This window comes from Nonomuraea sp. NPDC001636, from assembly GCF_040298265.1.
Classification (GTDB): Bacteria; Actinomycetota; Actinomycetes; order Streptosporangiales; family Streptosporangiaceae; genus Nonomuraea.
Genome location: NZ_JBEOZT010000018.1, coordinates 169,840 through 191,899 on the forward strand (window position 1 = coordinate 169,840; position 22,060 = coordinate 191,899).

The 22,060-nt window shown below is 72.4% G+C and carries 23 protein-coding genes; 15 read left to right on the forward strand and 8 right to left on the reverse strand.

What is annotated here, in order from left to right:
- The first annotated feature begins 73 nt into the window (after positions 1–73).
- The 10 genes from valS (at position 74) to ABT158_RS30425 (ending at position 8,602) form a co-directional block, all read left to right on the forward strand.
- On the forward strand, positions 74–2,551 hold the full coding sequence (valS, locus tag ABT158_RS30380; protein ID WP_352359158.1) for a valine--tRNA ligase: 2,478 nt from the start codon (positions 74–76) through the stop codon (positions 2,549–2,551).
- 110 nt (positions 2,552–2,661) lie between these two features.
- Positions 2,662–3,825 carry an AI-2E family transporter gene (locus ABT158_RS30385; RefSeq protein WP_352359160.1) on the forward strand — a complete coding sequence of 388 codons (1,164 nt, stop codon included), beginning with the start codon at positions 2,662–2,664 and terminating at the stop codon, positions 3,823–3,825.
- Between the two features lie 73 nt (positions 3,826–3,898).
- Complete coding sequence (locus ABT158_RS30390) at positions 3,899–4,453, forward strand: PaaI family thioesterase (RefSeq protein ID WP_352324042.1); 555 nt, start codon at positions 3,899–3,901, stop codon at positions 4,451–4,453.
- Positions 4,450–4,890, forward strand: a complete 441-nt coding sequence (dut, locus tag ABT158_RS30395; RefSeq protein WP_352324043.1) for a dUTP diphosphatase — start codon at positions 4,450–4,452, stop codon at positions 4,888–4,890. The genes ABT158_RS30390 and dut overlap by 4 nt, the downstream gene beginning before the upstream one ends.
- 59 nt (positions 4,891–4,949) lie before the next feature.
- The gene (locus ABT158_RS30400) at positions 4,950–5,588 is read left to right on the forward strand and encodes a DUF3710 domain-containing protein (RefSeq protein WP_352359163.1); all 639 of its coding nucleotides are present in this window, start codon (positions 4,950–4,952) and stop codon (positions 5,586–5,588) included.
- Between the two features lie 101 nt (positions 5,589–5,689).
- Positions 5,690–6,076 (forward strand): OB-fold nucleic acid binding domain-containing protein, encoded by a 387-nt coding sequence (locus ABT158_RS30405; protein WP_352324045.1) that lies wholly within the window; start codon positions 5,690–5,692, stop codon positions 6,074–6,076.
- Between the two features lie 4 nt (positions 6,077–6,080).
- The gene (locus ABT158_RS30410) at positions 6,081–6,752 is read left to right on the forward strand and encodes a DUF3159 domain-containing protein (RefSeq protein ID WP_352359165.1); all 672 of its coding nucleotides are present in this window, start codon (positions 6,081–6,083) and stop codon (positions 6,750–6,752) included.
- A 107-nt stretch (positions 6,753–6,859) separates the two neighbouring features.
- Positions 6,860–7,438: a Uma2 family endonuclease gene (locus tag ABT158_RS30415; protein ID WP_387665281.1), complete on the forward strand. Its 579-nt coding sequence runs from the start codon at positions 6,860–6,862 to the stop codon at positions 7,436–7,438.
- Positions 7,439–7,516: 78 nt separating this feature from the next.
- Positions 7,517–7,678 (forward strand): hypothetical protein, encoded by a 162-nt coding sequence (locus tag ABT158_RS30420; RefSeq protein ID WP_352359169.1) that lies wholly within the window; start codon positions 7,517–7,519, stop codon positions 7,676–7,678.
- Positions 7,679–8,119: 441 nt separating this feature from the next.
- A complete protein-coding gene (locus tag ABT158_RS30425) occupies positions 8,120–8,602 on the forward strand; it encodes an NUDIX domain-containing protein (protein WP_352359171.1) in 483 nt (160 codons plus the stop codon).
- On the opposite strand, the gene ABT158_RS30430 is transcribed toward ABT158_RS30425, so the two are convergent.
- From ABT158_RS30430 to ABT158_RS30440, 3 genes are read right to left on the reverse strand one after another with little or no spacing between them, the layout of a single operon-like run.
- Entirely contained in the window at positions 8,568–8,975 is a 408-nt protein-coding gene (locus ABT158_RS30430; protein ID WP_352359173.1) for a TIGR03668 family PPOX class F420-dependent oxidoreductase, read from the reverse strand. The two genes, ABT158_RS30425 and ABT158_RS30430, sit on opposite strands and share 35 nt — an antisense overlap.
- Positions 8,976–8,977: 2 nt before the next feature.
- Complete coding sequence (locus ABT158_RS30435) at positions 8,978–9,637, reverse strand: potassium channel family protein (protein ID WP_352359175.1); 660 nt, start codon at positions 9,635–9,637, stop codon at positions 8,978–8,980.
- Complete coding sequence (locus tag ABT158_RS30440) at positions 9,637–10,302, reverse strand: potassium channel family protein (protein WP_352359177.1); 666 nt, start codon at positions 10,300–10,302, stop codon at positions 9,637–9,639. The genes ABT158_RS30435 and ABT158_RS30440 overlap by 1 nt, the downstream gene beginning before the upstream one ends.
- Before the next feature lie 131 nt (positions 10,303–10,433).
- Between ABT158_RS30440 and ABT158_RS30445 the strand changes: the two genes are divergently transcribed.
- Positions 10,434–12,449 carry an APC family permease gene (locus tag ABT158_RS30445; protein ID WP_502911579.1) on the forward strand — a complete coding sequence of 672 codons (2,016 nt, stop codon included), beginning with the start codon at positions 10,434–10,436 and terminating at the stop codon, positions 12,447–12,449.
- Here the strand turns inward: ABT158_RS30445 and ABT158_RS30450 are convergent.
- Positions 12,436–14,076 carry an alpha/beta hydrolase gene (locus ABT158_RS30450; protein WP_352359181.1) on the reverse strand — a complete coding sequence of 547 codons (1,641 nt, stop codon included), beginning with the start codon at positions 14,074–14,076 and terminating at the stop codon, positions 12,436–12,438. The two genes, ABT158_RS30445 and ABT158_RS30450, sit on opposite strands and share 14 nt — an antisense overlap.
- Positions 14,077–14,173: 97 nt before the next feature.
- Between ABT158_RS30450 and ABT158_RS30455 the strand changes: the two genes are divergently transcribed.
- The 3 genes from ABT158_RS30455 to ABT158_RS30465 all read left to right on the forward strand — a co-directional run bounded on the left by ABT158_RS30455 (position 14,174) and on the right by ABT158_RS30465 (position 17,126).
- Positions 14,174–15,424, forward strand: a complete 1,251-nt coding sequence (locus ABT158_RS30455) for a class I SAM-dependent RNA methyltransferase (protein WP_352359183.1) — start codon at positions 14,174–14,176, stop codon at positions 15,422–15,424.
- Positions 15,425–15,506: 82 nt separating this feature from the next.
- A complete protein-coding gene (locus tag ABT158_RS30460; protein ID WP_352359185.1) occupies positions 15,507–15,914 on the forward strand; it encodes an STAS domain-containing protein in 408 nt (135 codons plus the stop codon).
- A 69-nt stretch (positions 15,915–15,983) separates the two neighbouring features.
- Positions 15,984–17,126, forward strand: a complete 1,143-nt coding sequence (locus ABT158_RS30465) for a DUF418 domain-containing protein (RefSeq protein WP_352359187.1) — start codon at positions 15,984–15,986, stop codon at positions 17,124–17,126.
- Positions 17,127–17,143: 17 nt separating this feature from the next.
- Here ABT158_RS30465 and ABT158_RS30470 read toward each other — a convergent pair whose 3' ends face one another.
- Genes ABT158_RS30470 through ABT158_RS30485 form a run of 4 tightly spaced genes read right to left on the reverse strand, consistent with a single transcriptional unit; the run spans position 17,144 to position 20,992 of the window.
- Positions 17,144–17,743 carry a response regulator transcription factor gene (locus tag ABT158_RS30470; protein WP_125646369.1) on the reverse strand — a complete coding sequence of 200 codons (600 nt, stop codon included), beginning with the start codon at positions 17,741–17,743 and terminating at the stop codon, positions 17,144–17,146.
- Positions 17,740–18,840 (reverse strand): sensor histidine kinase, encoded by a 1,101-nt coding sequence (locus ABT158_RS30475; RefSeq protein WP_352359190.1) that lies wholly within the window; start codon positions 18,838–18,840, stop codon positions 17,740–17,742. The genes ABT158_RS30470 and ABT158_RS30475 overlap by 4 nt, the downstream gene beginning before the upstream one ends.
- On the reverse strand, positions 18,837–19,967 hold the full coding sequence (locus ABT158_RS30480; protein WP_352359192.1) for a sensor histidine kinase: 1,131 nt from the start codon (positions 19,965–19,967) through the stop codon (positions 18,837–18,839). Before ABT158_RS30480 ends, ABT158_RS30475 begins: the two co-directional genes overlap by 4 nt.
- Positions 19,968–19,993: 26 nt before the next feature.
- On the reverse strand, positions 19,994–20,992 hold the full coding sequence (locus ABT158_RS30485) for a glycoside hydrolase family 18 protein (protein ID WP_352359194.1): 999 nt from the start codon (positions 20,990–20,992) through the stop codon (positions 19,994–19,996).
- Positions 20,993–21,111: 119 nt separating this feature from the next.
- Between ABT158_RS30485 and ABT158_RS30490 the strand changes: the two genes are divergently transcribed.
- Positions 21,112–22,026: an LLM class F420-dependent oxidoreductase gene (locus tag ABT158_RS30490; RefSeq protein ID WP_352359196.1), complete on the forward strand. Its 915-nt coding sequence runs from the start codon at positions 21,112–21,114 to the stop codon at positions 22,024–22,026.
- Positions 22,027–22,060 lie beyond the last annotated feature (34 nt).

A 22,060-nucleotide genomic window follows, 5' to 3' on the forward strand; every position in this document is an offset into this window, starting at 1 on the left:
CTCTAACGCTTGCCGGGCCCCCGAAGCCGTACCATAAGGAGGCATGACTCAACAGCGACTACGCCATGCATCCATGCCGGAAAAGCCGACCCTCGACGGCTTGGAGCAGGTATGGGTAGCTCGCTGGCAGGAGGAGGGCACCTACCGCTTCGACCGGTCCAAGCCGCGCGAGCAGGTCTACTCCATCGACACGCCGCCCCCGACCGTGTCCGGCTCCCTCCACGTCGGTCATGTCTTCTCCTACACCCACAGCGACATCATGGCCCGCTACCAGCGGATGATCGGCAAGTCGGTGTTCTACCCCATCGGCTGGGACGACAACGGCCTGCCTACCGAACGGCGGGTGCAGAACGTCTACGGGGTGCGCTGCGATCCGTCGCTGCCGTACGATCCTGACTTCGTTCCACCGGACAAGCCGGGCAAACGTGAGATCTCGATTTCGCGGCGCAACTTCGTCGAGCTGTGTCACCAGCTCACCGCCATCGACGAGAAGGCGTTCGAGGAGGTCTGGCGCCGGGTCGGCCTGTCGGTCGACTGGGACCTGCTCTACACCACGATCAGCGACGAGTCGCAGGCGGTCTCCCAGCGGGCGTTCCTGCGCAACCTCGGCCGCGGCGAGGCCTACCTCGCCGAGGCGCCCACGCTGTGGGACGTCACCTACCGCACCGCGGTGGCCCAGGCCGAGCTGGAGGACCGCGAGTGGCCCGGCGCCTTCCACCGCATCTCCTTCTACGGCGAGCGCGGGCCGATCTGGATCGAGACGACCAGGCCCGAGCTGATCCCGGCCTGCGTCGCGCTGGTCGCCCACCCCGACGACGAGCGCTACAAGCCGCTGTTCGGCACGTCCGCGCTCACGCCGCTGTTCGGCGTCGAGGTGCCGATCCTGGCCCACCACCTGGCCGAGCCCGACAAGGGGTCCGGCATCGCGATGATCTGCACGTTCGGCGACATCACCGACGTCACCTGGTGGCGTGAGCTGCACCTGCCCACCCGGCCGGTCATCGGCTGGGACGGCCGGCTGCTGCCCGAGCCGCCCGACGGCGTGGAGCCGGAGCCGTACAAGGAGCTGGCCGGCAAGACCGTCCACAGCGCCCGCGAGCGCATCGTCGAGCTGCTGCGCGAGTCCGGCGACCTCGACGGCGACCCGCGTCCGGTGCAGCGCCCGGTGAAGTTCTACGAGCGCGGCGACAAGCCGCTGGAGATCGTCACCACCCGCCAGTGGTACATCCGCAACGGCGGGCGCGAGCAGGCGCTGCGCGCCCGGCTGCTGGAGCGCGGCAGCGAGCTGGCCTGGCACCCGCCGCACATGCGGGTGCGCTACGACAACTGGGTCGAGGGCCTGACCAGCGACTGGCTGATCTCCCGCCAGCGCTTCTTCGGCGTGCCGTTCCCGGTGTGGTATCCGCTGGACGAGGCCGGCAACCCGGTCCACGACGCGCCGATCCTGCCGGCCGAGGAGTCGCTGCCGATCGACCCGTCCTCCGACGTGCCGCCCGGCTACAGCGAGGAGCAGCGGGGTGTGCCCGGCGGGTTCATGGCCGACCCCGACGTCATGGACACCTGGGCGACCTCGTCCCTGACGCCGCAGATCGCCGGGCGCTGGGCGAGCGACGACGACCTCTACCGGCGTGTGTCCCCCTACGACCTGCGGCCGCAGGCGCACGAGATCATCCGCACCTGGCTGTTCTCCACGGTGGTCCGCTCCCACCTGGAGTTCGACGCGCTGCCGTGGACCGACGTGGCGATCTCCGGCTGGATCCTCGACCCCGACCGCAAGAAGATGTCCAAGTCCAAGGGCAACGTGGTCACCCCGCTCGACCTGCTGGAGCAGCACGGCTCCGACGCCGTCCGCTACTGGGCCGCCAACGGCCGCTACGGCGTGGACACCACGTTCGACGTCGGCCAGCTCAAGATCGGGCGGCGGCTGGCGATCAAGATCCTCAACGCCTCGAAGTTCGTGCTCGGGCTGGCCGGCAGCGACGGCGAGGTCACCGAGCCGGTCGACCTGTCGATGCTCGCCGCCCTGTCCGACATGGCCCGGGAGGCCACGCAGGCGTTCGAGTCCTACGACCACACCCGCGCGCTGGAGGCCGTCGAGCGGTTCTTCTGGTCCTTCTGCGACGACTACCTGGAGCTGGTCAAGGCGCGGGCGTACGAGTCCGGGCCGGCCGCCGCCTCGGCGCACGCGGCGCTGCGGCAGGCGCTCGACGTGCTGCTGCGGCTGTTCGCGCCGGTGCTGCCGTTCGTGACCGAGGAGGTGTGGTCCTGGTGGCGCGAGGGCTCGGTCCACCGCGCCGCCTGGCCGGCTCCCGAGCGCGGCACGGGCGACCCGGCGGTGCTGACCGTGGCCTCGGAGGTGCTGCGGCGGATGCGCAAGGCCAAGTCGGAGGCCAAGTTGTCGATGCGGGCCGAGGTGGCCAGGCTGACCGTCACGGGGCCGGAGGCCGAGCTCGTCCGGCAGGCCCAGGACGACCTGTGCGCGGCCGGCGTCGTCGAGGAGTTCGTCCTCGACGGCGGCGACGTGCTGACCGTCGAGGTGCACCTGGGCTGAGGCACGGCCGTCCGGCACGGGCGGTGGGGGACGGCACCCTCACCGCCTGTCCGGCATCCCGGCGTTTTATCGGTGCGCATCCCCGGCCCGGACGTGCCAGTCTGGAACACGTGCAGATCGACCGCCCCACCACACTCGTCCCGCCCGTGCTGGCCAAGATGGCCGCATGGTGCGGGTGCCTGATCCTCGTCGGCGTGGTCGTCTACTTCTTCGTCCAGGCGATCGCCCGGCTCACCTTCGTGGCGCTGCCCGTGGCCATCGCGCTGCTGCTGACCGCGCTGCTGTTCCCGCTCACCAAGAGCCTGCGGCGGGCGGGCCTGCGGCCCATCTACGCCACCTGGCTGACCATGCTGGTCGCGCTCGCCGTCCTGGCCGGCACCGGCTGGCTGGTCGGCGCGCGGGCCAGCGAGGAGTTCCCCAACCTGGTCACGCAGGTGCAGGCCACCGCGCGTTCGGTCCAGGAGTGGCTGATCACCGGCCCGCTGCACCTGAAGCAGGCCCAGATCACCGGCTACGTCGACGAGATCGCCACGATGGTCAACGCCCAGCGCACCGCCATCACCGGCACGGTGCTGTCGGCCAGCGCCGTCGCGATCGAGGTGCTCGCGTCCATCGTGCTGCTGCTGTTCGTGACGTTCTTCCTGCTCAAGGACGGCGACCGCATCTGGTCGTGGTTCCTGCGCGCCTTCGGCTCGATGTCGCCGCGGGTCGACCGGGCGGGCCGGGCGGCCTGGACCACGCTCTCCCACTACGTCCAGGGCACCGTGGCCGTGGCCGCCGTGCACGGCCTCATCATGGGCATCGTGCTGGCCGGCATGGGGGTGCCGCTGTGGGCGCCGCTGGCGGTGCTGATCTTCTTCGCCAGCTTCATCCCCATCGTCGGCATCTTCTTCGCCGGCACCGTCGCCACCCTCGTCACCCTCGGCGCCAAGGGCCTGGTCTACGCGCTGATCTTCCTCGGCATCCTCATCGTCGAGCAGCAGCTGGAGAACCACGTGCTCCAGCCGCTGATCGTGGGCAGGGCGCTCAACTTCCACCCGCTGGCGATCATCCTGGTGCTGTCGGTCGGCGGCATCCTGGCGGGCATCGCGGGAGCGGCCGTGGCCGTGCCGGTCGCGGCGGTGATCTACCGGGCCTTGCCGGAGCTGCGCCACAAACCGCCCGCCCTGCCGCCGCCGCCCCACCACGAGCCGCCGGCGGGGGAACCGCCGTCCGGAGGCGCACCTCCCGCCGATGAGCCGCCGTCCGGAGGCGCGGTCGCCCCGGCGGGGTGACGCGGAGCGGGCCGGGGTTCCGATCCGGTGTCGAGGGCGAGTCCAGGGGCCGCAGAGAGTAACCTCGTCACCCGTGACGCGTTCCTCCCTCACCACCCCGCCGCCGGACGCCTCGGCGCCCGCGGCCCATCCCGGCGCCCCGGCGCCGGGCAGTTCCCTCGGCTCCCACTACAGCCGCTGCTTCGGCTGCGGCGGCGACCACCCGACCGGTCTGCACCTGAAGGCGGCCACGCCCGACGGCGTCACGGTCGAGGCCGAGTTCACCGTGGGGGAGGCCCACCAGGGCGCGCCGATGCTCGCCCACGGCGGCGTGCTGGCCGCCGCGATGGACGAGGTCATCGGAATGTCGGTCTACCTGTTCCACAAGCCCTATGTGACGGCCCGGCTGGAGACCGACTACCTTCTCCCCGTTCCCGTGGGCACGACACTCCACCTGCGCGCCTGGTGCAACGGGATCACGGGCAGGAAGGCGTACCTTGAGGCGGAGGGGCGCGTCGGCGCCCCCGACGGACCGGTCGCCGTCCGCGCGGCGGCGCTGTTCATCGAGGTGAGCATGGAACACTTCGCCGAACACGGCGACCTTGCGGCCATCGCCGCCGAACACCAGGACTTCGAGGTGAACCCGTGAGCGACGTGGAGGTCCTCATCCAGCGGCTCGACACCGGGCTGCCGGTGCCGTCCTACGCCCACCCGGGCGACGCCGGCGCCGACCTCTACGCGGCCGAGGACGTCGAGCTGCTGCCCGGCGAGCGGGCCGTGGTCGGCACCGGCGTGGCGATCGCGCTGCCCGACGGCTACGCCGCGTTCGTGCACCCGCGCTCCGGCCTGGCGGCCCGCCACGGCGTCACGCTCGTCAACGCCCCCGGCACCGTCGACGCGGGCTACCGGGGTGAGATCAAGGTGACGCTGATCAACACCGACGCCAAGGAGCCGTTCCGCCTCCAGCGCGGCGACCGGGTGGCCCAGCTCGTGGTCCAGCGGGTCGAGCGCGCGGCCTTCTACGAGGTCGAACGCCTGCCCGGCTCGGTGCGCGGCGCCAACGGATTCGGATCGACGGGCCGCTGAAGCGGCCGGCCCGAAGCAAGCCTGGGGCTCCGGCCCCGCGAACAGGGAGAGTGAGGAACGTGTTCCGACGTCGTCGTCGTGAGCAGCCGGAAACGGTGGCCGAGCAGGAGTCCCAGGCCCCCACCCGCGAGTCCGGCCCGTGGGACGCCGACGAGCCCCACCCCGACACGGACAGGATCGACCTCGGCGGCCTGCGGCTGCCGCACAACCCCGACTTCGACGTGCGCCTGGCCTCGCTCGGCGACCAGCACGTCGGTGTCGTCGTCCTGTACGAGGACAGCTCGCTGCAGCTCCAGGCCCTGGCCGCGCCGCGCTCGGGCGGCCTGTGGGACGACGTCAGGACCAAGATCGTCGCCCAGGCCAAGACCCTGGAGGAGCGGGAGGGCCCGTTCGGCGTCGAGCTGGCCGGCGAGGTCGCCATGGAAGGCGGCAGCCGGGCGGCCCGCTACATCGGCATCGACGGCCCGCGCTGGTTCCTCCTGGCCGCCATCACCGGCCCCGGCGCCCTCGACGAGCGCGTCTCCGGGGCGTTCATCGACTTCGTCAAGGACGTCGTGGTCGTGCGCGGCGACGAGCCGATGGCCCGCGAGGAGCCCATCACGCTGAGCCGTCCGCACGAGCGGCAGGCCGGCGAGCAGGACGAACCTCCGGCGTTCAGCCCCTTCAAGCGCGGCCCGGAAATCAGCGAGACCCGCTGAGCGTTATCCCTGCGGGCCCCGCCCGGCCCAGCCCGGCGACATTCCCAAGACCCCCCATCGGCTATTCGCTGACGGCTTACCATCACATAGGCTGAACCATCATGAGTACGGCAGAGCCTCCGAAACGCGGGGGATTGCGCGGCTTCTTCAGCCGGCTGGCCACGACCCAGTCGGAGATCGAGGCCCAGGAACTGCGGGAAGACGCCGACGAGGTCGGCGCGACGCCCATCGTGTCGTGTGGCGGGCGCCGCAGGTTCTGTGTAGCGGGTACGCTACGTACGGTGACATTGCGTCCGAGGGGCGGCGCCCCCGCCCTGGAGGCCGAGCTGTACGACGGGTCCGACGTGATCGACCTGGTATGGCTCGGCCGCCGCAAGATCGTCGGCATCGAGCCGGGCCGCACGGTCAAGGCCGAGGGCCTGGTCAGCATGCAGGACGGGCGCAAGGTGATGTTCAATCCGCGATACGAACTGCGCCCAGGGAGTTGATCAGGTGAGTGCTGAGGCGGAAGAGGCCGCGCACGAGACCGTCGAGGCGGCGGTGCGAGCCCAGCTCGCCAAGGCCTTCGGCGGCGTCCGCGGCATCATCGAGGCCGCGGTGCCGACGATCGCCTTCACGGTCTCGTGGATCGTCACCGAAGACCTGAAGACGTCGCTCATCGTCAGCATCTCGCTCTCGGTGGTGCTCCTGCTGGTCAGGGTGGTCCAGCGGTCCACGCCGCAGTTCGTGATCAACAGCCTGATCGGCATCGCGATCGGCGCCTTCTTCGCCAGCCGCACCGGCAACGCGAAAGACTACTTCCTGCCCGGCATCCTGTGGAACGGCGCGTACTCGCTGGGCATGTTGCTGTCCATCGTCACCCGCTGGCCGGTCGTCGGGTTCCTCATCGGCTCGGTCACCAACGACCCGGTGGGCTGGCACAAAGACGCGGGCGTCGTCCGGCTCTGCACGCGGCTGACCTGGCTGCTCATGCTGCCGTGCGTGGTACGGGTGGCCGTGCAGGGCCCGGTCTACCTGTTCGGCGGCGGTGACGAGGCGGTGGCCGCGCTCGGCTTCGCCAAGATCGTGATGGGCTGGCCCCTGCAGGTGGCGGCCCTGGCCGCGATGCTCTGGCTGCTCGGCCGCGGCCGCACCCCCATTAAGCCCCCTGTCGCCCCGGCCTGACCCGCAGTGGACCGCCCGGTCGCCGAAACGTGTGCGCCTGTTCACCTGGCGTGAGCGCATTACATTGGTAGCGTAGATGCATGACAGCCGAAGCGGTGAGCCTCGAGATGACCACTTCCTCGCTGCCTGACTGGGTCTTCCCGCCACCGGGAGGCTTTGTCGCAGAAGACCTGGATAACATTCCGAATCTGCCTGCGCACACAGAGTTGATTGACGGAAGCTTGGTCTTCGTGAGCCCCCAAGCGTCCTTCCACGCCGTGATAGTCGACCTCCTTGCTGCTGACCTGCGCGGAGCCGCTCCTGAAGAGCTCCGGGTTCGCCGCGAGATGAGCGTGGTTCTGGGACACGATCAACGCCCCGAGCCTGACCTCGTCGTGCTGAAGGCCGAGGCCCTCGGCAGCGGTCGCGAGACCTTCTACAAGGCACAGGACGTGGTCCTGGCTGTCGAAGTGGTGTCACCCGAGTCCCGTAGCCGGGACCGCGAGCGCAAGCCGGCTCTCTATGCCGCGGCCGGGATCCCGCACTTCTGGCGGGTCGAGGACGACGGCGGCGAGCCCGTCGTCTACGTCTACGAGCGTGACCCCGCCACCCGCGCCTACGCGCTCACCGGCATCCACCACGACAGGCTCAAGCTGACCGTCCCCTTCGACCTCGACGTCGACCTGAGCCGGATCCATCGCCTCTGACCCCTCGGCCCGCCATGATGCTCGGACGAGCCATGGACGAGGACCCCTGGCGGGGCCAGTGACGCGGTGGGGACCGGGGTGAGCCACCGGGCGGACATCGGCTTCGCGGTGGCGCGCGAGCTGTCGGCGTCCACGCGGGTTGCGGTGCGATCCTGGACCTCGCAGGGCCCCGGCCGGCCCTGGCGCGGTAACCCGGCGGGCATCGACGGCGTGCTCGACGCGCTGGGCGGCACTTGGTGACGAGCTTATGCACATGGAGGCCGACCTGACGCCCTTGAGCGCGTGATGGAGCGGGTGGGGACCGGGGTCGGGGACGCGTGGACGCGCCGGTGGCCGACCACGCGCGCAGCTCCCGCCAGGCGCTGGCTGAGCGGACCGCCGAGCTCCGCCTGGCGTGGGCGGTCAACGCGTGGGCCAGTGTGCTGACGCGGGCGTTCGCCGCCCGCCACGATGTACCGGAGCAGGCCCGTCGGGGCGGGGACGCGTTTACGGCGGGCCGGAGGAGGGCGGCCGGCGGGTGCGACGGCTCGTCACGGACGAGGCCGCCTGGATCACGGGCCAGGTCGTCAACTCCGAGGGCGGCTTCCGCCGCTGGGTCAGGTGACCCCGGAGCCCGCCGGGACGGCGCTCGCGGAACCGGCGCGGGAGCGGAAGGTCGGTGGGCGTGGGAGTCTGGGGGAGATGAGGGGGAATGTGGTGGGCTGGGTGGTGGCGCGGGTGTGGAAGGCGCTGGGCGGGCGGCTTCGCTGGCGGGTGTTGTGGCTGACCCACGCCACCTTCATGGTCGGCGTCACCGGCCTCGTACGCGACTCCGACGGTCGGGTGCTCGTCCTGCGTCACCGTCTGTGGCAGGAAGGGCGGCAGTGGGGCTTCCCCACCGGGTTCGCCAGGCGGGGCGAGACGTTCGAGGGCACGGTCGAGCGCGAGGTGTTCGAGGAGACCGGCCTGCGCGTGCGCACCGGCCGCCTGCTGCGCGTGCGCAGCGGGTTCGGGCTGCGGGCCGAGGTGGCCTACGAGGCCCGGCTCGTCGGCGGCACGCTCAGGATCGACCCGCTGGAGATCCTCGAAGCCCGCTGGGTCACCGCCGACGACCTGCCCGAGGGCCTGCAGGGCGGCCACCGCGACCTGCTCATCCCGAGTACGCCCACCCCGACCACCGACTGACCGCGACCACGATCACCGGCCCTTCGGGCGGCCGCCGGCGGTACTGGTCGTACTTGCCGGCCAGCGCCCGCAGGGCGGCGTCGTGGCCGTCCTCGCGCACGGTCGCCGTGCCGTCGGCGCGCGCCCACCACAGCCTGGTCCAGTCGTCCTCGTAGTGGTCGGCGAGCAGGCTGACCCGCGGGTTCGCCCGGATGTCGCGCAGCCGCGCCAGGTCGTGGGTGCTCTTCGGCTTGTGGTCGACGGCGGTGACGACGTCGTTCCCGAGGACGGCGAAGGTGACCGGCACCACCCGCGGCACCCCGGCCGCGTCGGCCGTCGCCAGGCGGGCCACACGGGCGCCCTCGAACAACGACCGGGCGCGGCCGGCGTCCATGCTCAGCGCTGCGAGAGCAGGTGGGCGAGCTCCTCCTCGACCTCCTGGCTGGCCACGAACAGCAGCTCGTCGCCGGCCTCCAGGGGGTCGTCGGCGGTGGGCACCAGCACCCGTCCCTCGCGCAGGATCGCCACCAGCGCGGAGTCGACCGGCCACGGCACCGACCCGGCGCGCTGGCCCACCACCGGGGCGTCGTCGGCCAGCGTCAGCTCGACCAGGTTGGCCTGGCCCTGGCGGAACGTCATCAGCCGCACCAGGTCGCCGACGCTGACCGCCTCCTCCACCAGCGCGCTCAGCAGCCGCGGCGTCGAGACGGCGACGTCGACGCCCCACGACTCGTTGAACAGCCACTCGTTGTTGGGGTGGTTGATGCGGGCCACCACGCGCGGCACGCCGTACTCGGTCTTGGCCAGCAGCGACACCACGAGGTTGACCTTGTCGTCGCCGGAGGAGGCCACCACGACGTGGCAGTTGCCGAGCCCGGCCTCGTCGAGCGAGGCGATCTCGCACGCGTCGGCGAGCAGCCACTCGGCGCGCGGCACACTGTCGATCTTGATCGCCCGCGGGTCGACGTCGATGAGCAGGACCTCGTGGCCGTTCTCCAGCAGCTCGGCGGCGATGGAACGGCCCACGGCGCCCGCGCCGGCGATGGCGATGCGCATCAGTCGTCCTGTTCCGGCGCCGCGGCGAGCACCTTGTTGATCCGGTCCATGTCGTTCTCGGCCGCGATGACGTGGAGCAGGTCGCCCTCCTGCACCACGGTCTCGTCCGTGATGGTCAGGGCCTCGCCCATGCGGTTGATGAAGGCCACGCGGGCGTGGGCCCGGCTCTCCAGGTCGACGACGCGGGTGGCGATCCAGGCCGGGTTGGCGGCCACCTCGGCCAGCACGACCGTGCCCGTGGGGTCGCGCCACAGCGGCTCGGCGCCCTCGGGGAGGATGCGGCGCAGGATCTGGTCGGCCGTCCAGCGGACGGTGGCCACCGTGGGGATGCCCAGCCGCTGGTAGACCTCGGCCCGCCGGGGGTCGTAGATGCGGGCCACCACGTTGTCGACGCCGAACGTCTCGCGGGCGACGCGCGCGGAGATGATGTTGGAGTTGTCGCCGCTGGAGACGGCGACGTAGGCGGCCGCCGACTCGATGCCGGCCTCGGTGAGCACGTCGCGATCGAAGCCGACGCCGGTCACCCGCCGCCCCCGGAACCCCGCGCGCAGGCGGCGGAACGCCTGCGGGTCACGGTCGATGATGGCGACGGAATGGCCGCTGTCCTCGAGGATGTGGGCGAGGGTCGAACCGACCCTGCCGCATCCCATGATCACAATATGCATACTCCCCCGCACTTCGCGGTCGGCCGGTTGCTCGACACCAGTATGGCCCGATGGGGGAGCGCCGCGTTTAGGGCATCGGCATGCGGCTAGCATCTCGTTACGTGGCGAAGGTAACGGATCTTGTCAAACGCGTGCTCGTGGGACGTGCCCTGCGAAGCGGGCAGCTCCACGAGCAACTCCTGCCCAAACGCATCGCCCTGCCGGTCTTCGCCAGTGACGCGCTGTCCTCGGTGGCCTACGCACCGCAGGAGATTTTGGTCATCCTGTCGCTGGCGGGCGTCTCGTTCTATTCCTACAGTCCGTGGATCGCCGTCGCCGTCGTGGTGGTGATGCTCACAGTCGTGGCGTCGTACCGGCAGAACGTGCACGCCTATCCGAGCGGCGGCGGCGACTACGAGGTGGCCACCACCAACCTGGGCAAGAACGCGGGGCTCACCGTCGCCAGCGCCCTCATGGTCGACTACGTGCTGACCGTCGCCGTGTCGGTGGCCAACGGCGTCGACTACGTCGGCGCGACCATCCCGTTCGTGGCCGAGCACCGGCCCGCGATCGCCATCATCATTGTGATCCTGCTCACGGTGGTCAACCTGCGCGGCATCCGCGAGTCCGGCGCCGCCTTCGCCGTCCCCACGTACGCGTTCATGTTCGCGGTGATCGGCCTGGTCGCCTGGGGCGGCATCCGGCTGCTGGTGTTCGGCGACGAGCTGCAGGCGCCCAGCGCCGGGTTCACCATCCGGCCCGAGCAGACGAACCTGGCCTCCTTCGCCGCGGCCTTCCTGATCCTGCGCGCCTTCTCCTCCGGCTGCGCCGCGCTGACCGGCGTCGAGGCCATCAGCAACGGCGTGCCCGCCTTCCGCAAGCCCAAGAGCAAGAACGCCGCCACGACCCTGCTCATGATGGGCCTGATCGCCATCACCATGTTCGGCGGCATCATCGCGCTGGGGCTGGCCTCCGGCGTGCGGGTGGCCGAGCCGAGCGTCGTCGCCCACGACCTGCTCAGGCCCGACGGCACCCCGGTCGGCGAGGGCTACTACCAGCAGCCGATCATCTCGCAGGTGGCCGACGCGGTGTTCGGCGGCGGCTCGCTGCCGTTCGTGGTGATCTCCGCGGTGACCGCGCTCATCCTGTTCCTGGCCGCGAACACCGCCTTCAACGGCTTCCCGGTGCTCGGCTCGATCCTCGCCCAGGACCGCTACCTGCCGCGCCAGCTGCACACCCGCGGCGACCGGCTGGCCTTCTCCAACGGCATCATCATCCTGGCCCTCGGCGCCTGCCTGCTGCTGTGGGGCTTCCAGGCCGACGTCAGCCGCCTGCTCAACCTCTACATCGTCGGCGTGTTCGTCTCCTTCACGCTCAGCCAGACCGGCATGGTCATCCACTGGACCCGTCACCTGAGGACGGAGACCGACCGCCAGGTCCGCCACCAGATGCACCGCTCGCGCGTGATCAACTTCTTCGGCGCCATCATGACCGGCCTGGTGCTGATCGTCGTGCTGCTGACCAAGTTCCTGGTCGGGGCGTGGATCGTGGTCATCGCGATGCCGGTGCTGTTCCTCATGATGAAGGGCATCCGCCGCCACTACGACAAGGTCGCGGCCGAGCTGGAGATCACCGACGACTACGAGCCCGCCATGCTGCCGGCCCGCAACCACGCGATCGTGCTGGTCTCCAAGATCCACAAGCCGACGATGCGGGCGCTCGCCTACGCCCGCGCCACCCGGCCGTCCTCGCTGGAGGCGATCACGGTCGGCGTCGAGGGCGAGGAGGCGCGCCAGCTGCAGGAGGAGTGGGAGCGGCGCGGCATCCCGGTGCCGCTCAAGATGCTCGACTCGCCCTACCGCGAGATCACCCAGCCCATCCTCGACTACGTCAAGACCCTGCGCCGCCGCTCGCCGCGCGACGTGGTCACCGTCTTCATCCCCGAGTACGTCGTCGGCCACTGGTGGGAGCACCTGCTGCACAACCAGAGCGCGCTGCGGCTGAAGGCCAGGCTGCTGTTCAAGCCGGGCGTCATGGTGACCAGCGTGCCCTGGCAGCTCCACTCCTCCGACCGGCTCAAGGGCCGGCCCGAGCCGTACGCGCCGGGCGCGGTGCGCCGTCCCTGGCACCAGACCGTCAAGGACGAGGGGCAGATCAAGGCGCGCTGACCAGCGCCCGCAGCCGCCACGTGTCGGACGCCGTCCAGCCCGGCGGCGCGGCGACGGCGGCCCACCCGTCCACGATGTTGGCGCCGTAGCGGTGGCCGTGGCCGGGCGGCACGGACATCGCCGCCGTCATGTCCACCAGCACCTGCCAGAACGTCACCAGCGGGAACCAGTTCATCTGCGGGTTCACCCCGGGCCCCCGCGGGCCCTCCAGCCAGGCGGGCCGGTGGTAGATCAGCGTGGGCGACCACCACACGACGGGGTCGGTGGCGTTCTGCAGGTAGACCACGCGCGGCGGCGGCCACGGGCCCTGGGGGCGCCACAGGTCGGCCGGGTGCTGGGCGAAGCGGGCCGTCCTGCCGCCCTGGTAGACCGGCCGCCAGACGGGGGTGCCGGGGTCGCGGTGGGCGGTGAGGTGGTCCCAGATGTGGTTGGCGTTGGGCGGGCCGACGAACAGCGCGCCGTCGGTCCGGGCGACCAGGTCGGTCAGGTCGCGGAAGGCGTTCTCCAGCTCGTAGGATCCGAGGCTCTCGCCGGCGACCAGCAGCCGGGGCCGGTGGCCGGGCGGGAGCCGGTCCCATCTGGCGCGCACCGCCTCGAACAGGGCCCGCCCGGCGGCCGCCGCCTTGTGCCGGTCGGCCAGGAACGACACCCAGCTCGGCAGGTAGGAGTACTGCACCGCGACCATGGCGGTGTCGCCGTTGTACATGAACTCCAGCGAGTCGGCGATGTGCTGGTCGACCCAGCCGGTGCCGGTCGTGCCGAGCACCGCGAGCACCGGACGGCCGAAGCCGCCCGTCCGTTCCAGCTCCCGTACGGCCACCGCGGCCTGCTGCCGGGGCGAGGAGGTGGCGCCGAGGCCGACGTACACGCGGATGGGCTCGGTCGCCGGCCGGCCGGAGAAGGCGGTCAGCTCCGGGACCGTGGAGGCGGTGCCGGTGAAGCGGCGGCCCTCGCGGCCCAGGGAGTCCCAGGCCACCAGCGACCCGGGCCCGCCGGACACCTTGGCCGAGCCCGGCCTGCGCACGCCCGGATGGGTGCCCTGGTTGGTGACCGAGGAGACGTCGCTCATCGTGTTGAGGAACCCCGAGAACAGCACGTCGTCGGCGAGCACCGCGACCACGGAGGCGACGATCAGCACGCCGGCGATGTGGCCCACGTACGCGGGGACGTACCGGTCGAGCCAGTCGATCAGCCTGCGCCCGGCCAGCCGGACGAGACGGGCCAGCAGCAGGCACAGCGCGAAGAGCGTGACCGCCACCGCGAGGATCACCGGCGGGAACCAGGTGATCCGGGTGTCCATGCCCATGAGCGCCCGCACGTCGCGCTGCCAGTCGATGCTGTACCAGAGGGCCACGACGGTCAGCCCCGAGCAGCCGCCGATCATGATCTGCCAGGCGGCCCGCCGTCCCCGTTCCGGCAGCCGGTACGGAATCGCCGCCCGCCCCAGCGCGCCCGCCGTGGCCCCCACGCCGTAGCCGAGGATGCCGGTGACCGCGCCCATCACGCCCTGGAACAGCCACGTGCGCGGCAGGAGCGACGGCGTCAGCGAGGCGCAGGCGAACAGCACGGCCAGCAGCGTGCCCCCGAATCCGAGCCGCCGGCGCACCACCCGACCTCTGTCCATCATCACCCACAGTAGTGACTCAAGTCCGGAAAGTGGGTGTCCGGGGCGTCGGGCGGGGCACGCGGACGCCGCCCGTGGCGGCTCACCATAGGGTGGGGGTGTGGAACAGGCATCTCTGGAGCTGACGGTCGGTCCGGTCGCGCATGGCGGCTGGTGTGTGGCACGCCATGAAGGGCGGGTGGTCTTCGTCCGGCACGCGTTGCCCGGCGAGCGGGTGATCGCCGACGTGACCGAGGAGACCAGCCGGTTCCTGCGCGCCGACGCCGTGGAGATCCTGGAGCCCTCGCCCGACCGCGTCGTCCCGCCCTGCCAGTACGCCGGCCCCGGCCGCTGCGGCGGCTGCGACTGGCAGCACGCCACGCTTGAGGCGCAGCGCCGGCTCAAGGCCCAGGTCGTGGCCGAGCAGCTGCACCGGCTGGCGGGCATCGAGCGCGAGGTCGTCGTGGAGGAGGTGCCCGGCGCCAAGGACGGGCTCGGCTGGCGCACCCGCGTGCAGTTCGCCGCCACGCCCGCCGGCGAGCTGGGCTTCCGCCGGCACCGCTCGCACGAGATCGAGGTCGTCGACGCCTGCCTGATCGCCCACCCCGAGGTCGAGGCGGTCGCCGCCGAAGACCACGAGTGGCCCGGCGCGGCCGGCATCGAGGTCATCGCCTCCGCCGGCGGCGACCGTGCCGTGGTGGTCTCGCCGCGCCCGCGGCGCAGCGTGAGCGTGCCCGAGCTCGACGCGCCCGCCTCGATCCTGCTCGACCAGGGCAAGGGCCGCACGGTGCCGCGCCGCGGCTCCGGCGTGCTGCACGAGCACGTGGGCGACCGCGAGTTCCGGGTCGCGGGCAGCGGCTTCTGGCAGGTGCACCCGGGGGCGGCCGAGACGCTGCTCGACGCGGTGCTGGCCTACGCCGCGCCCGAGCCGGGGGAGTGGGCGCTCGACCTCTACTGCGGGGTCGGCCTGTTCGCGGCCGGGCTGGCCGAGGCGGTCGGGCCTGAGGGCGCGGTGTTCGGGCTGGAGTCCGACGCGGCGGCCGTCCGCGACGCCCGCGCCAACCTGCGCGACCTGCCGCAGGCCAGGGTCGAGCGGGGCCGGGTCGAGGAGGCGCTCGACCGGTTCCAGATCGAGCGCGCCGACCTCGTGGTGGTCGACCCGCCGCGGTCGGGCCTCGGGCGCGAGGTGGTGGAGCGCGTCGCGGGGCTGGAGGCGCTGCGCATCGTCTACGTCTCCTGCGACCCGGCGACGCTGGCCAGAGACCTCAAGTGGCTGGGCGAGCTGGGCTACGAGCTGACCGACCTGCGCGCCTTCGACGCCTTCCCGATGACCCACCACGTCGAGTGCGTGGCGCTGCTGGTGAAGCGCTGACCGCCGCCGCCCGGCCAAGGCGTGACCTCATCGTGACGGTTTGCCGGAACCCCCGGCGGGTGAAGCTGTCTATCGTGCATCCATGGTCGCCTCCGGAGGCGCGCGCCGCCCAGGATCGGGCAGGCCGCCGATGACGCCGCTGACGATGAGCCATCGGCACCTGCCCGGCGTGACCGTGATCGAGGTGTGCGGTGAGGTCGACGCCACCAACCACACGCGATTACGGGAGCACGTCCGGCAGGCCAGGGCGCGTCCGGCCGACCACGTGGTGTTCGACCTGAGCGCGATGACGTTCATGGACAGCTCGGGGCTGCACGCCCTGCTCGCCTGCCACCAGGAGGCCCGCGCGCACGACGCGCGGGTCTACCTCGCGGCCCCGCAGGGCGCCCCCGCCCGGCTGCTGGAGATCACCGGGGTCGACGCGCACCTGCCGGTCTACCCCACCGCCGACGCCGCCGTGGCCGCCGCCGCGGCCGATCCGCCCGGCTGAGCCTTTGGTCACGCCCGTCCAGACCAAGGACGGACGCGCCGCGCGGGGAGGCGTCCCTAGCGTCGGGGCATGACGCAAACCACCCTCGCCGGACGCGTTCAGGAGGTCGACGCCGTACGCGGGTTCGCGCTGGCGGGCATCCTGGTCGCGAACATCGGCTTCCTGGCCGACCCGGGGTACGCGCTGTCGGGCGCCATGCCCATCCCCGACGGGCCCGTGGCTTCGGCGATCACGGCGTTCGTGCTGACGAAGTTCTACATCATCTTCTCGTTCCTGTTCGGGTACTCCTTCACGCTGCAGATGCGGGCGGCCGAGCGGGCGGGGGCGAGCGTACGGGCCAGGACGTTGCGCCGCTGCCTGGCGCTGTTCGTCATCGGGCTGGCCCACGGCCTGCTGCTGTGGATCGGCGACATCCTCACCCTGTACGCCGTGCTCGGCCTGGTCCTGCTGGCCCTGCGCGGGCTCGGACCGCGGACGGCCGTCATCGCCGGCTCCTCGATCATCGGCGCGCTGACCCTGTTCTGGCTGGCCCTCGCCTGGCTGTCCACCCTCGACCCGGCCGCCGGGCAGCCCGCCGCGGCCGATCCGGCGGCGGCCGCCCGCGTGCTCGCCCTGGCCACCGGCGGCCCGCTGGACTTCCTGACGATGCAGACCGAGCTCTACCCGCCGCTGGTGGCGATGATCTGGCTCTTCCAGGGGCCGACCGCGCTGGCGATGTTCCTGTTCGGGCTCGCGGCCGGCAAGTCCAGGCTGCTGGAGGGGATCGGGCGCCGGCCCCGCCTGCTGGCCCGCGTCCAGTGGGCCGGCTTCGGCATCGGACTGCCCGGCGGCCTGCTGTACGCCTGGACGTCCGGCCGGACCGGCGCGGTCGAGCTGCTCGGCGGCGCGGTCAACACGCTCACCTCGATCCTGCTGGCCGCCGCCTACGTCGCCACCCTGCTCCGGCTGATCGGCCGCTTCCCGGCGGCGGGCCGCGTCCTGGCCGCGCCGGGACGGGTGGCCGCCTCCAACTACGTCGGCCAGTCGCTGCTCATCGCCCTGGTCTTCACCGGGTACGGGCTCGCCCTCGCGGGCAGGCTGTCACCGATCGCGGTGATGGGCGTCGCCCTGGCGATCTACACCGTGCTCGTGTGGGCGAGCGCACGCTGGCTGCGCACCCACCGCCACGGCCCGGTGGAGTACGTGCTGCGCCGGATCACCAACTGGCGCTGAGATCACCGGCGCCGACGTCAGAGCCAGCCCATGCGCTGGGCGGTGCGGATCGCCTCCAGCCGGTTCTGGGCGTTGAGCTTGGTCATGGCGCTGGACAGGTAGTTGCGCACGGTGCCCTCGGTGAGGTGGAGCTCGCCGGCGATCCTGGAGATCGTCGCCCCGTCGCCCGCCAGGCGCAGCGCGTCGCGCTCCCGTTCGGTCAGCGGGCTGTCGCCGGCGGCCATCGCGGCGGCGGCCAGCTCGGCGTCCAGGTAGCGGCCGCCGGCCATGACCTTGCGGATCGCCATCGCCAGTTCCTCGGCGGAGGCGTCCTTGCCCAGGAAGCCGCTCACGCCGGCGGCCATCGCCCGGCGCAGGTAGCCGGGGCGGCCCAGGCTGGTCAGGATGACGATCTTGCATTGGGCGCTGATCCGCTCGGCGGCGCTCAGGCCGTCCATGCCGGGCATCTCGATGTCCAGCACGGCCACGTCGGGGCGGTGTTCGGCGACCGCGTCCACGACCTCGTCGCCCCGGCCCACCTGGGCCACGACCTCGATGCCGTCTTCCAGGTCGAGCAGGGCGGCGATCGCGCCGCGGATCAGGTGCTCGTCGTCGGCGAGCAGCACGCGGGTGGTCATGCCGGCACCGCCGCGCGCAGCAGGTAGCCGCCGTCGGACGTCGGCTCGGCCCGCAGCACGCCGCCCGCCGCGCCGACCCGCTGGGCCAGGCCCGCCAGCCCGTTGGCCGCGTGCTCGCCCACCGGGCCGCTCACCCCGTCGTTGGACATCTCCAGCACCCCGTTCTCGATCGTGATCGTGCAGCGTTCGGCCGTGCTGTGCTTGAGCACGTTGGTGGCGCCCTCGCGGACGACGGTGGCGAGCAGGGTGCGCGCCTCCGGGGCCAGCGCCGTGGTGTCGGCCCGTACCGTGCAGCGGACCTCGGCCGCCTCCAGCACCGCCCGGACGCCGGCCAGCACCTCGTCCAGGTCGAGCGCCCGGTAGTTCTGCACCACGGTCCGCACCTCGCGCAGCGACCGCCTGGCCAGGTCGCGCACCTCGAACATGGCCCGCTCGGCGGCGGCCGGGTCGCCGGGCAGCGAGCCGGCGGCGCGGGCGGTCCTGGCCGAGACGTCGGCCAGGCTCTGCCCGAGCAGGTCGTTGAGGTCGCGGGCGAAGCGCAGCCGCTCCTCCGAGACGGCCAGCCTGGACCTGGCCTCCTGCCCTTCGTGCGCCTCCTTGGCCACCCGCCACAACCACAGGTTCGCCAGCACGCCGCCCACGCCGATGCCGGTGAACACGGCCAGCACCACGACCGCCGACAGCATCTCCACGGGCAGGCCCATGGTCAGCGCGAGGACGGCCACCAGGACGGCGATCCAGCCGACCGACAACATGACGATCGTCCGGCGGCGGACGAAGGGGGCCAGCATCGCCAGCCACACCGGCACCGTGTACAGGATCGTGCCGGCCGCGAGGACCAGGGCGAGCACCCCGGTGACGGCCAGCAGCGCCGTCGGGCGGGGGCCGCCGCGCACGGCGATCCGGAACGGCCGCGTGGCCAGCGCCATGAAGACCAGCAGCAGCACGCCGGCGGCCACGAACACCTGCCGGGGCAGATCGACGCTCTGCCCGAGCAGGTACAGGTTGTAGAAGCCGGTCGCGGACACCAGCAGGATGATGTCGGTGGAGTAGACGATCAGCCAGCGGACCTTGTCCAGCCGGGTCGGCCGCCTCACGCGGGCACCGCCGCGCGCAGCAGGAACTCGCCGGTGGGCGTCGGGGCGGCCGAGAGCGAGCCGCCCGCCGTGGTCAGGCGCTCCGACAGGCCGCGCAGGCCGCTGCCCGGGGCCGCGGAGAGGTCTTTGACACCGTCGTTGCGCATCTCCAGCACGCCGCCCTCGATGGTGATCGCGCAGGTGGTGGCCGAGCTGTGCTTGAGCACGTTCGTGCCGCCCTCGCGCACGACCCAGGCCAGCAGCGCGCGCCCGGCGGGGGACAGGTCGCCGGCCCTGGTCTCGATCAGGCAGCGGGCGCCGGCTGCCTCCAGCGCCGCCCGTACGCCGGCCAGCTCGGTGTCCAGGTCGAGCGTGTGGTAGCCGTCCACGGCCAGTTGCACCTCGGCCAGCGAGTCGCGGGCCAGTTCGCGCACCGCGTCCATCTCGGCGAGGGCCCTGGCCTGGTCCTTGGCCGACAACTTGGCCGCCAGCTCGCTCTTCAGCGTGATCACCGACAGGCTGCGGCCGAGCAGGTCGTGCAGGTCGCGGGCGAAGCGCAGGCGCTCCTCGGCGATGGCCAGGCGCGCCTTGGCCTCCTGGCCGTCGCTGGCGTCCCTGATCGTCCACCACAACCAGCGCCACAGCAGCATGGCCGCGACCATGAGCGCGCAACTGGCCGCCTCGGGGATCAGCGTGCCGGCCCAGGACCGGTCGGTGATCGACACGACGTACCCGCTGACCAGGACGGTCACGGCGGCGCCCAGGCAGGCCGTGGCCCACAGCGGCAGGTAGAACGCGACCACCGACACCCACAGGACGCCGGTCTCCAGCCAGGTGGCCGTGCTCGCCATCTCGTCGTGCGGCAACAGCAGCACCGAGCCGGCCGCGCACGCCCCGGACACCAGCAGCTTCGCCGTGGGCCGCGGCCGGTCGTCGAAGGCGGCCCGCAGCACGGAGGGGAACAGCGTGAACTGGCCCGCCAGGAAGGCGATCGTGAGCAGCGCCTGCGGGACGCCCATCTGGCCGCGCGCGGCGTAGATGAGGACGAGGGTGACGAACACCAGGCCCAGGAGGATGACCATGGCGTCCATCCAGTGGATGAGGATCTTGCGCGCGCTCGCCGCACGGCTCGCCGTCGTCGTCCTCACCCCCTGGATCCGGAGAAAATCCTATGTCAGGAGTGGGTCTGCCAGAGAATGCGGGATATTTCCGGTTTGGGAGGCGCGCCGCGCAGCGACAACCAGGCCAGCCCGTGCCGGACGGCGTACTCCGACAGTTTGCGGGCCTCCGGCTCGTCCAGATCGCCGGGCCTGGCGAGCACGGGGGTCAGGGCGAGCCGCTCCCACACCTGCTCCTCGCCGGGCACGCCGTAGGCCCGCGCGAGCTGCCCGGCCGCCGCCCGCACGGCCGATCCCAGCCTGCGCAGCCGCCCCTGCGGCCCGGTACGCGGCTCCATCTCGGCCAGCAGCTCGACGGCGTCCACCCGGACGCCCTCCCGCCGGGTCGCGCGCAGCACCGCCAGGTCGGCCGCGTCCAGGCCGTCCGGTGTCAGGCGCAGGCTGAAGAAGACCCGCAGCGGCCGTTCCCCTTGCAGGGCGTGCAGCGCCCGCGCCCTGCGCAGCGCGGCGGCCGGGTCGGCGTCGCGGACCTCGAACCCCGCCGCGGCGGCCCCGAGCGCGCCGGCCGCCCTGCGGTAGGCGGTGGCCAGGCCGCCCGGCCTGGTGCACGTGACGGCCGGGTCGTCCCCGCCGGGCCCGCCGAACACCGGGAAGGCGTCGCCGCCCGCCGCCCTCAGCCGCCCGAGCCCGGCGGCCACCGGGTCGCCCGCCGCCCGCGGCGGCCCGGCCCATCGGACGAGGCAGCCGTCGTCGCCGGCGACGAGATGGCCGAGCGCGTACCGGGCGACGCCGGTGGCGCGCGACTCGGCCGCCAGGTCGAAGCCCGGGTCGCGGGCGGTGTCGACGAACCCCACGTACGAACCCGGCGGCTGCCGGACCGCCGGCGGCCGCTCCGGCGGCGCGAAGCGGACGGGAGCGGCGCCGGACGGCGGCGCGGGCTCGGCGCCCGCGGGCAACATCCGGATCGCCAGGGCCGTGGCTCCGGCGAGCGCGAGCGCGGCGAGCACCGCCAGCGGGCGGGGGAGCGTGCCGGACTCTCTTGCTTTCCGCGACATATGCCACCCATCGTGATCGATCGGCTACTTTCAGCGGTTGCTGGTGAAGGTAGCAAGTGTTCGCCGGACGGCGTGGGGCTTTTCCGGTCGCCGTCCGATGTGGGCGGATAATGAGCCTCATGAAGCTGCGGATCTTCACCGAGCCCCAGCAGGGCGCCACCTATGACGACCTGCTCGCCGTCGCCCAGGCCGCGGAACGCCTGGGGTTCGACGCCTTCTTCCGGTCCGACCACTACCAGCGCATCGGCCCCGGCGACCCCGGCGCCGGCTCCACCGACGCCTGGGTGACGCTCGGCGCCCTGGCCAGGGAGACCTCCACGATCAGGCTCGGCACGCTGGTGACGCCGGCCACGTTCCGGCTGCCCGGCCCGCTGGCGATCAGCGTGGCCCAGGTCGACCAGATGAGCGGCGGCCGGGTCGAGCTGGGCTTCGGCACCGGCTGGTTCGACGGGGAGCACTCCGCGTACGGCATCCCGTTCCCGCCGCTCGGCGAGCGGTTCGGCCGGTTCGAGGAGCAGCTGGAGATCGTCACCGGACTGTGGACGGCGAAGGACTCCTACTCCTTCGAGGGCCGCTACTACCGGCTGGTCGACTCGCCGGCGCTGCCCAAGCCGGTCCAGCGGCCCCGCCCGCCGGTGATCATCGGTGGCTTCGGCGCCAAGCGCACGCCGCGGCTGGCGGCCACGTACGCCGACGAGTACAACGTGCCGTTCCGCACCCTGGCCGACACCGGGCAGGCGTTCACGCGGGTCCGCGAGGCGGCCGACGAGGCGGGCCGCCGCCTGATCCTGTCGGCGGCGCAGACCGTCGTCGTGGGCGCCGACCAGGCCGAGATCGAGCGGCGCGCCGCCGCCATCGGCCAGGACCCCGGCGTGCTGCGCGAGGGCGGCCTGTGCGGCACCCCCGAGGAGGTGCTGGCCAAGCTGGGCGCCTTCGCCAAGCTCGGGGCCGAGCGGGTCTATCTCCAGGTCCTCGACCTGGCCGACCTGGAGCACCTGGAGCTCATCGCCGCCGAGGTGTTGCCGCACGTGTAATTCCGTTGGCGGTGCTTCGTCCGGCTACGGCACA

Coding starts and splice junctions, on each gene's coding strand:
- valS (WP_352359158.1), top strand. CDS start 74: ATGCCGGAAAAGCCGACCCTCGACGGCTTGGAGCAGGTATGGGTAGCT.
- ABT158_RS30405 (WP_352324045.1), top strand. CDS start 5,690: ATGAGTACGGCAGAGCCTCCGAAACGCGGGGGATTGCGCGGCTTCTTC.
- ABT158_RS30415 (WP_387665281.1), top strand. CDS start 6,860: ATGACCACTTCCTCGCTGCCTGACTGGGTCTTCCCGCCACCGGGAGGC.
- ABT158_RS30425 (WP_352359171.1), top strand. CDS start 8,120: ATGAGGGGGAATGTGGTGGGCTGGGTGGTGGCGCGGGTGTGGAAGGCG.
- ABT158_RS30430 (WP_352359173.1), bottom strand. CDS start 8,975: ATGGACGCCGGCCGCGCCCGGTCGTTGTTCGAGGGCGCCCGTGTGGCC.
- ABT158_RS30435 (WP_352359175.1), bottom strand. CDS start 9,637: ATGCGCATCGCCATCGCCGGCGCGGGCGCCGTGGGCCGTTCCATCGCC.
- ABT158_RS30440 (WP_352359177.1), bottom strand. CDS start 10,302: ATGCATATTGTGATCATGGGATGCGGCAGGGTCGGTTCGACCCTCGCC.
- ABT158_RS30450 (WP_352359181.1), bottom strand. CDS start 14,076: ATGATGGACAGAGGTCGGGTGGTGCGCCGGCGGCTCGGATTCGGGGGC.
- ABT158_RS30460 (WP_352359185.1), top strand. CDS start 15,507: ATGGTCGCCTCCGGAGGCGCGCGCCGCCCAGGATCGGGCAGGCCGCCG.
- ABT158_RS30465 (WP_352359187.1), top strand. CDS start 15,984: ATGACGCAAACCACCCTCGCCGGACGCGTTCAGGAGGTCGACGCCGTA.
- ABT158_RS30470 (WP_125646369.1), bottom strand. CDS start 17,743: ATGACCACCCGCGTGCTGCTCGCCGACGACGAGCACCTGATCCGCGGC.
- ABT158_RS30485 (WP_352359194.1), bottom strand. CDS start 20,992: ATGTCGCGGAAAGCAAGAGAGTCCGGCACGCTCCCCCGCCCGCTGGCG.
- ABT158_RS30490 (WP_352359196.1), top strand. CDS start 21,112: ATGAAGCTGCGGATCTTCACCGAGCCCCAGCAGGGCGCCACCTATGAC.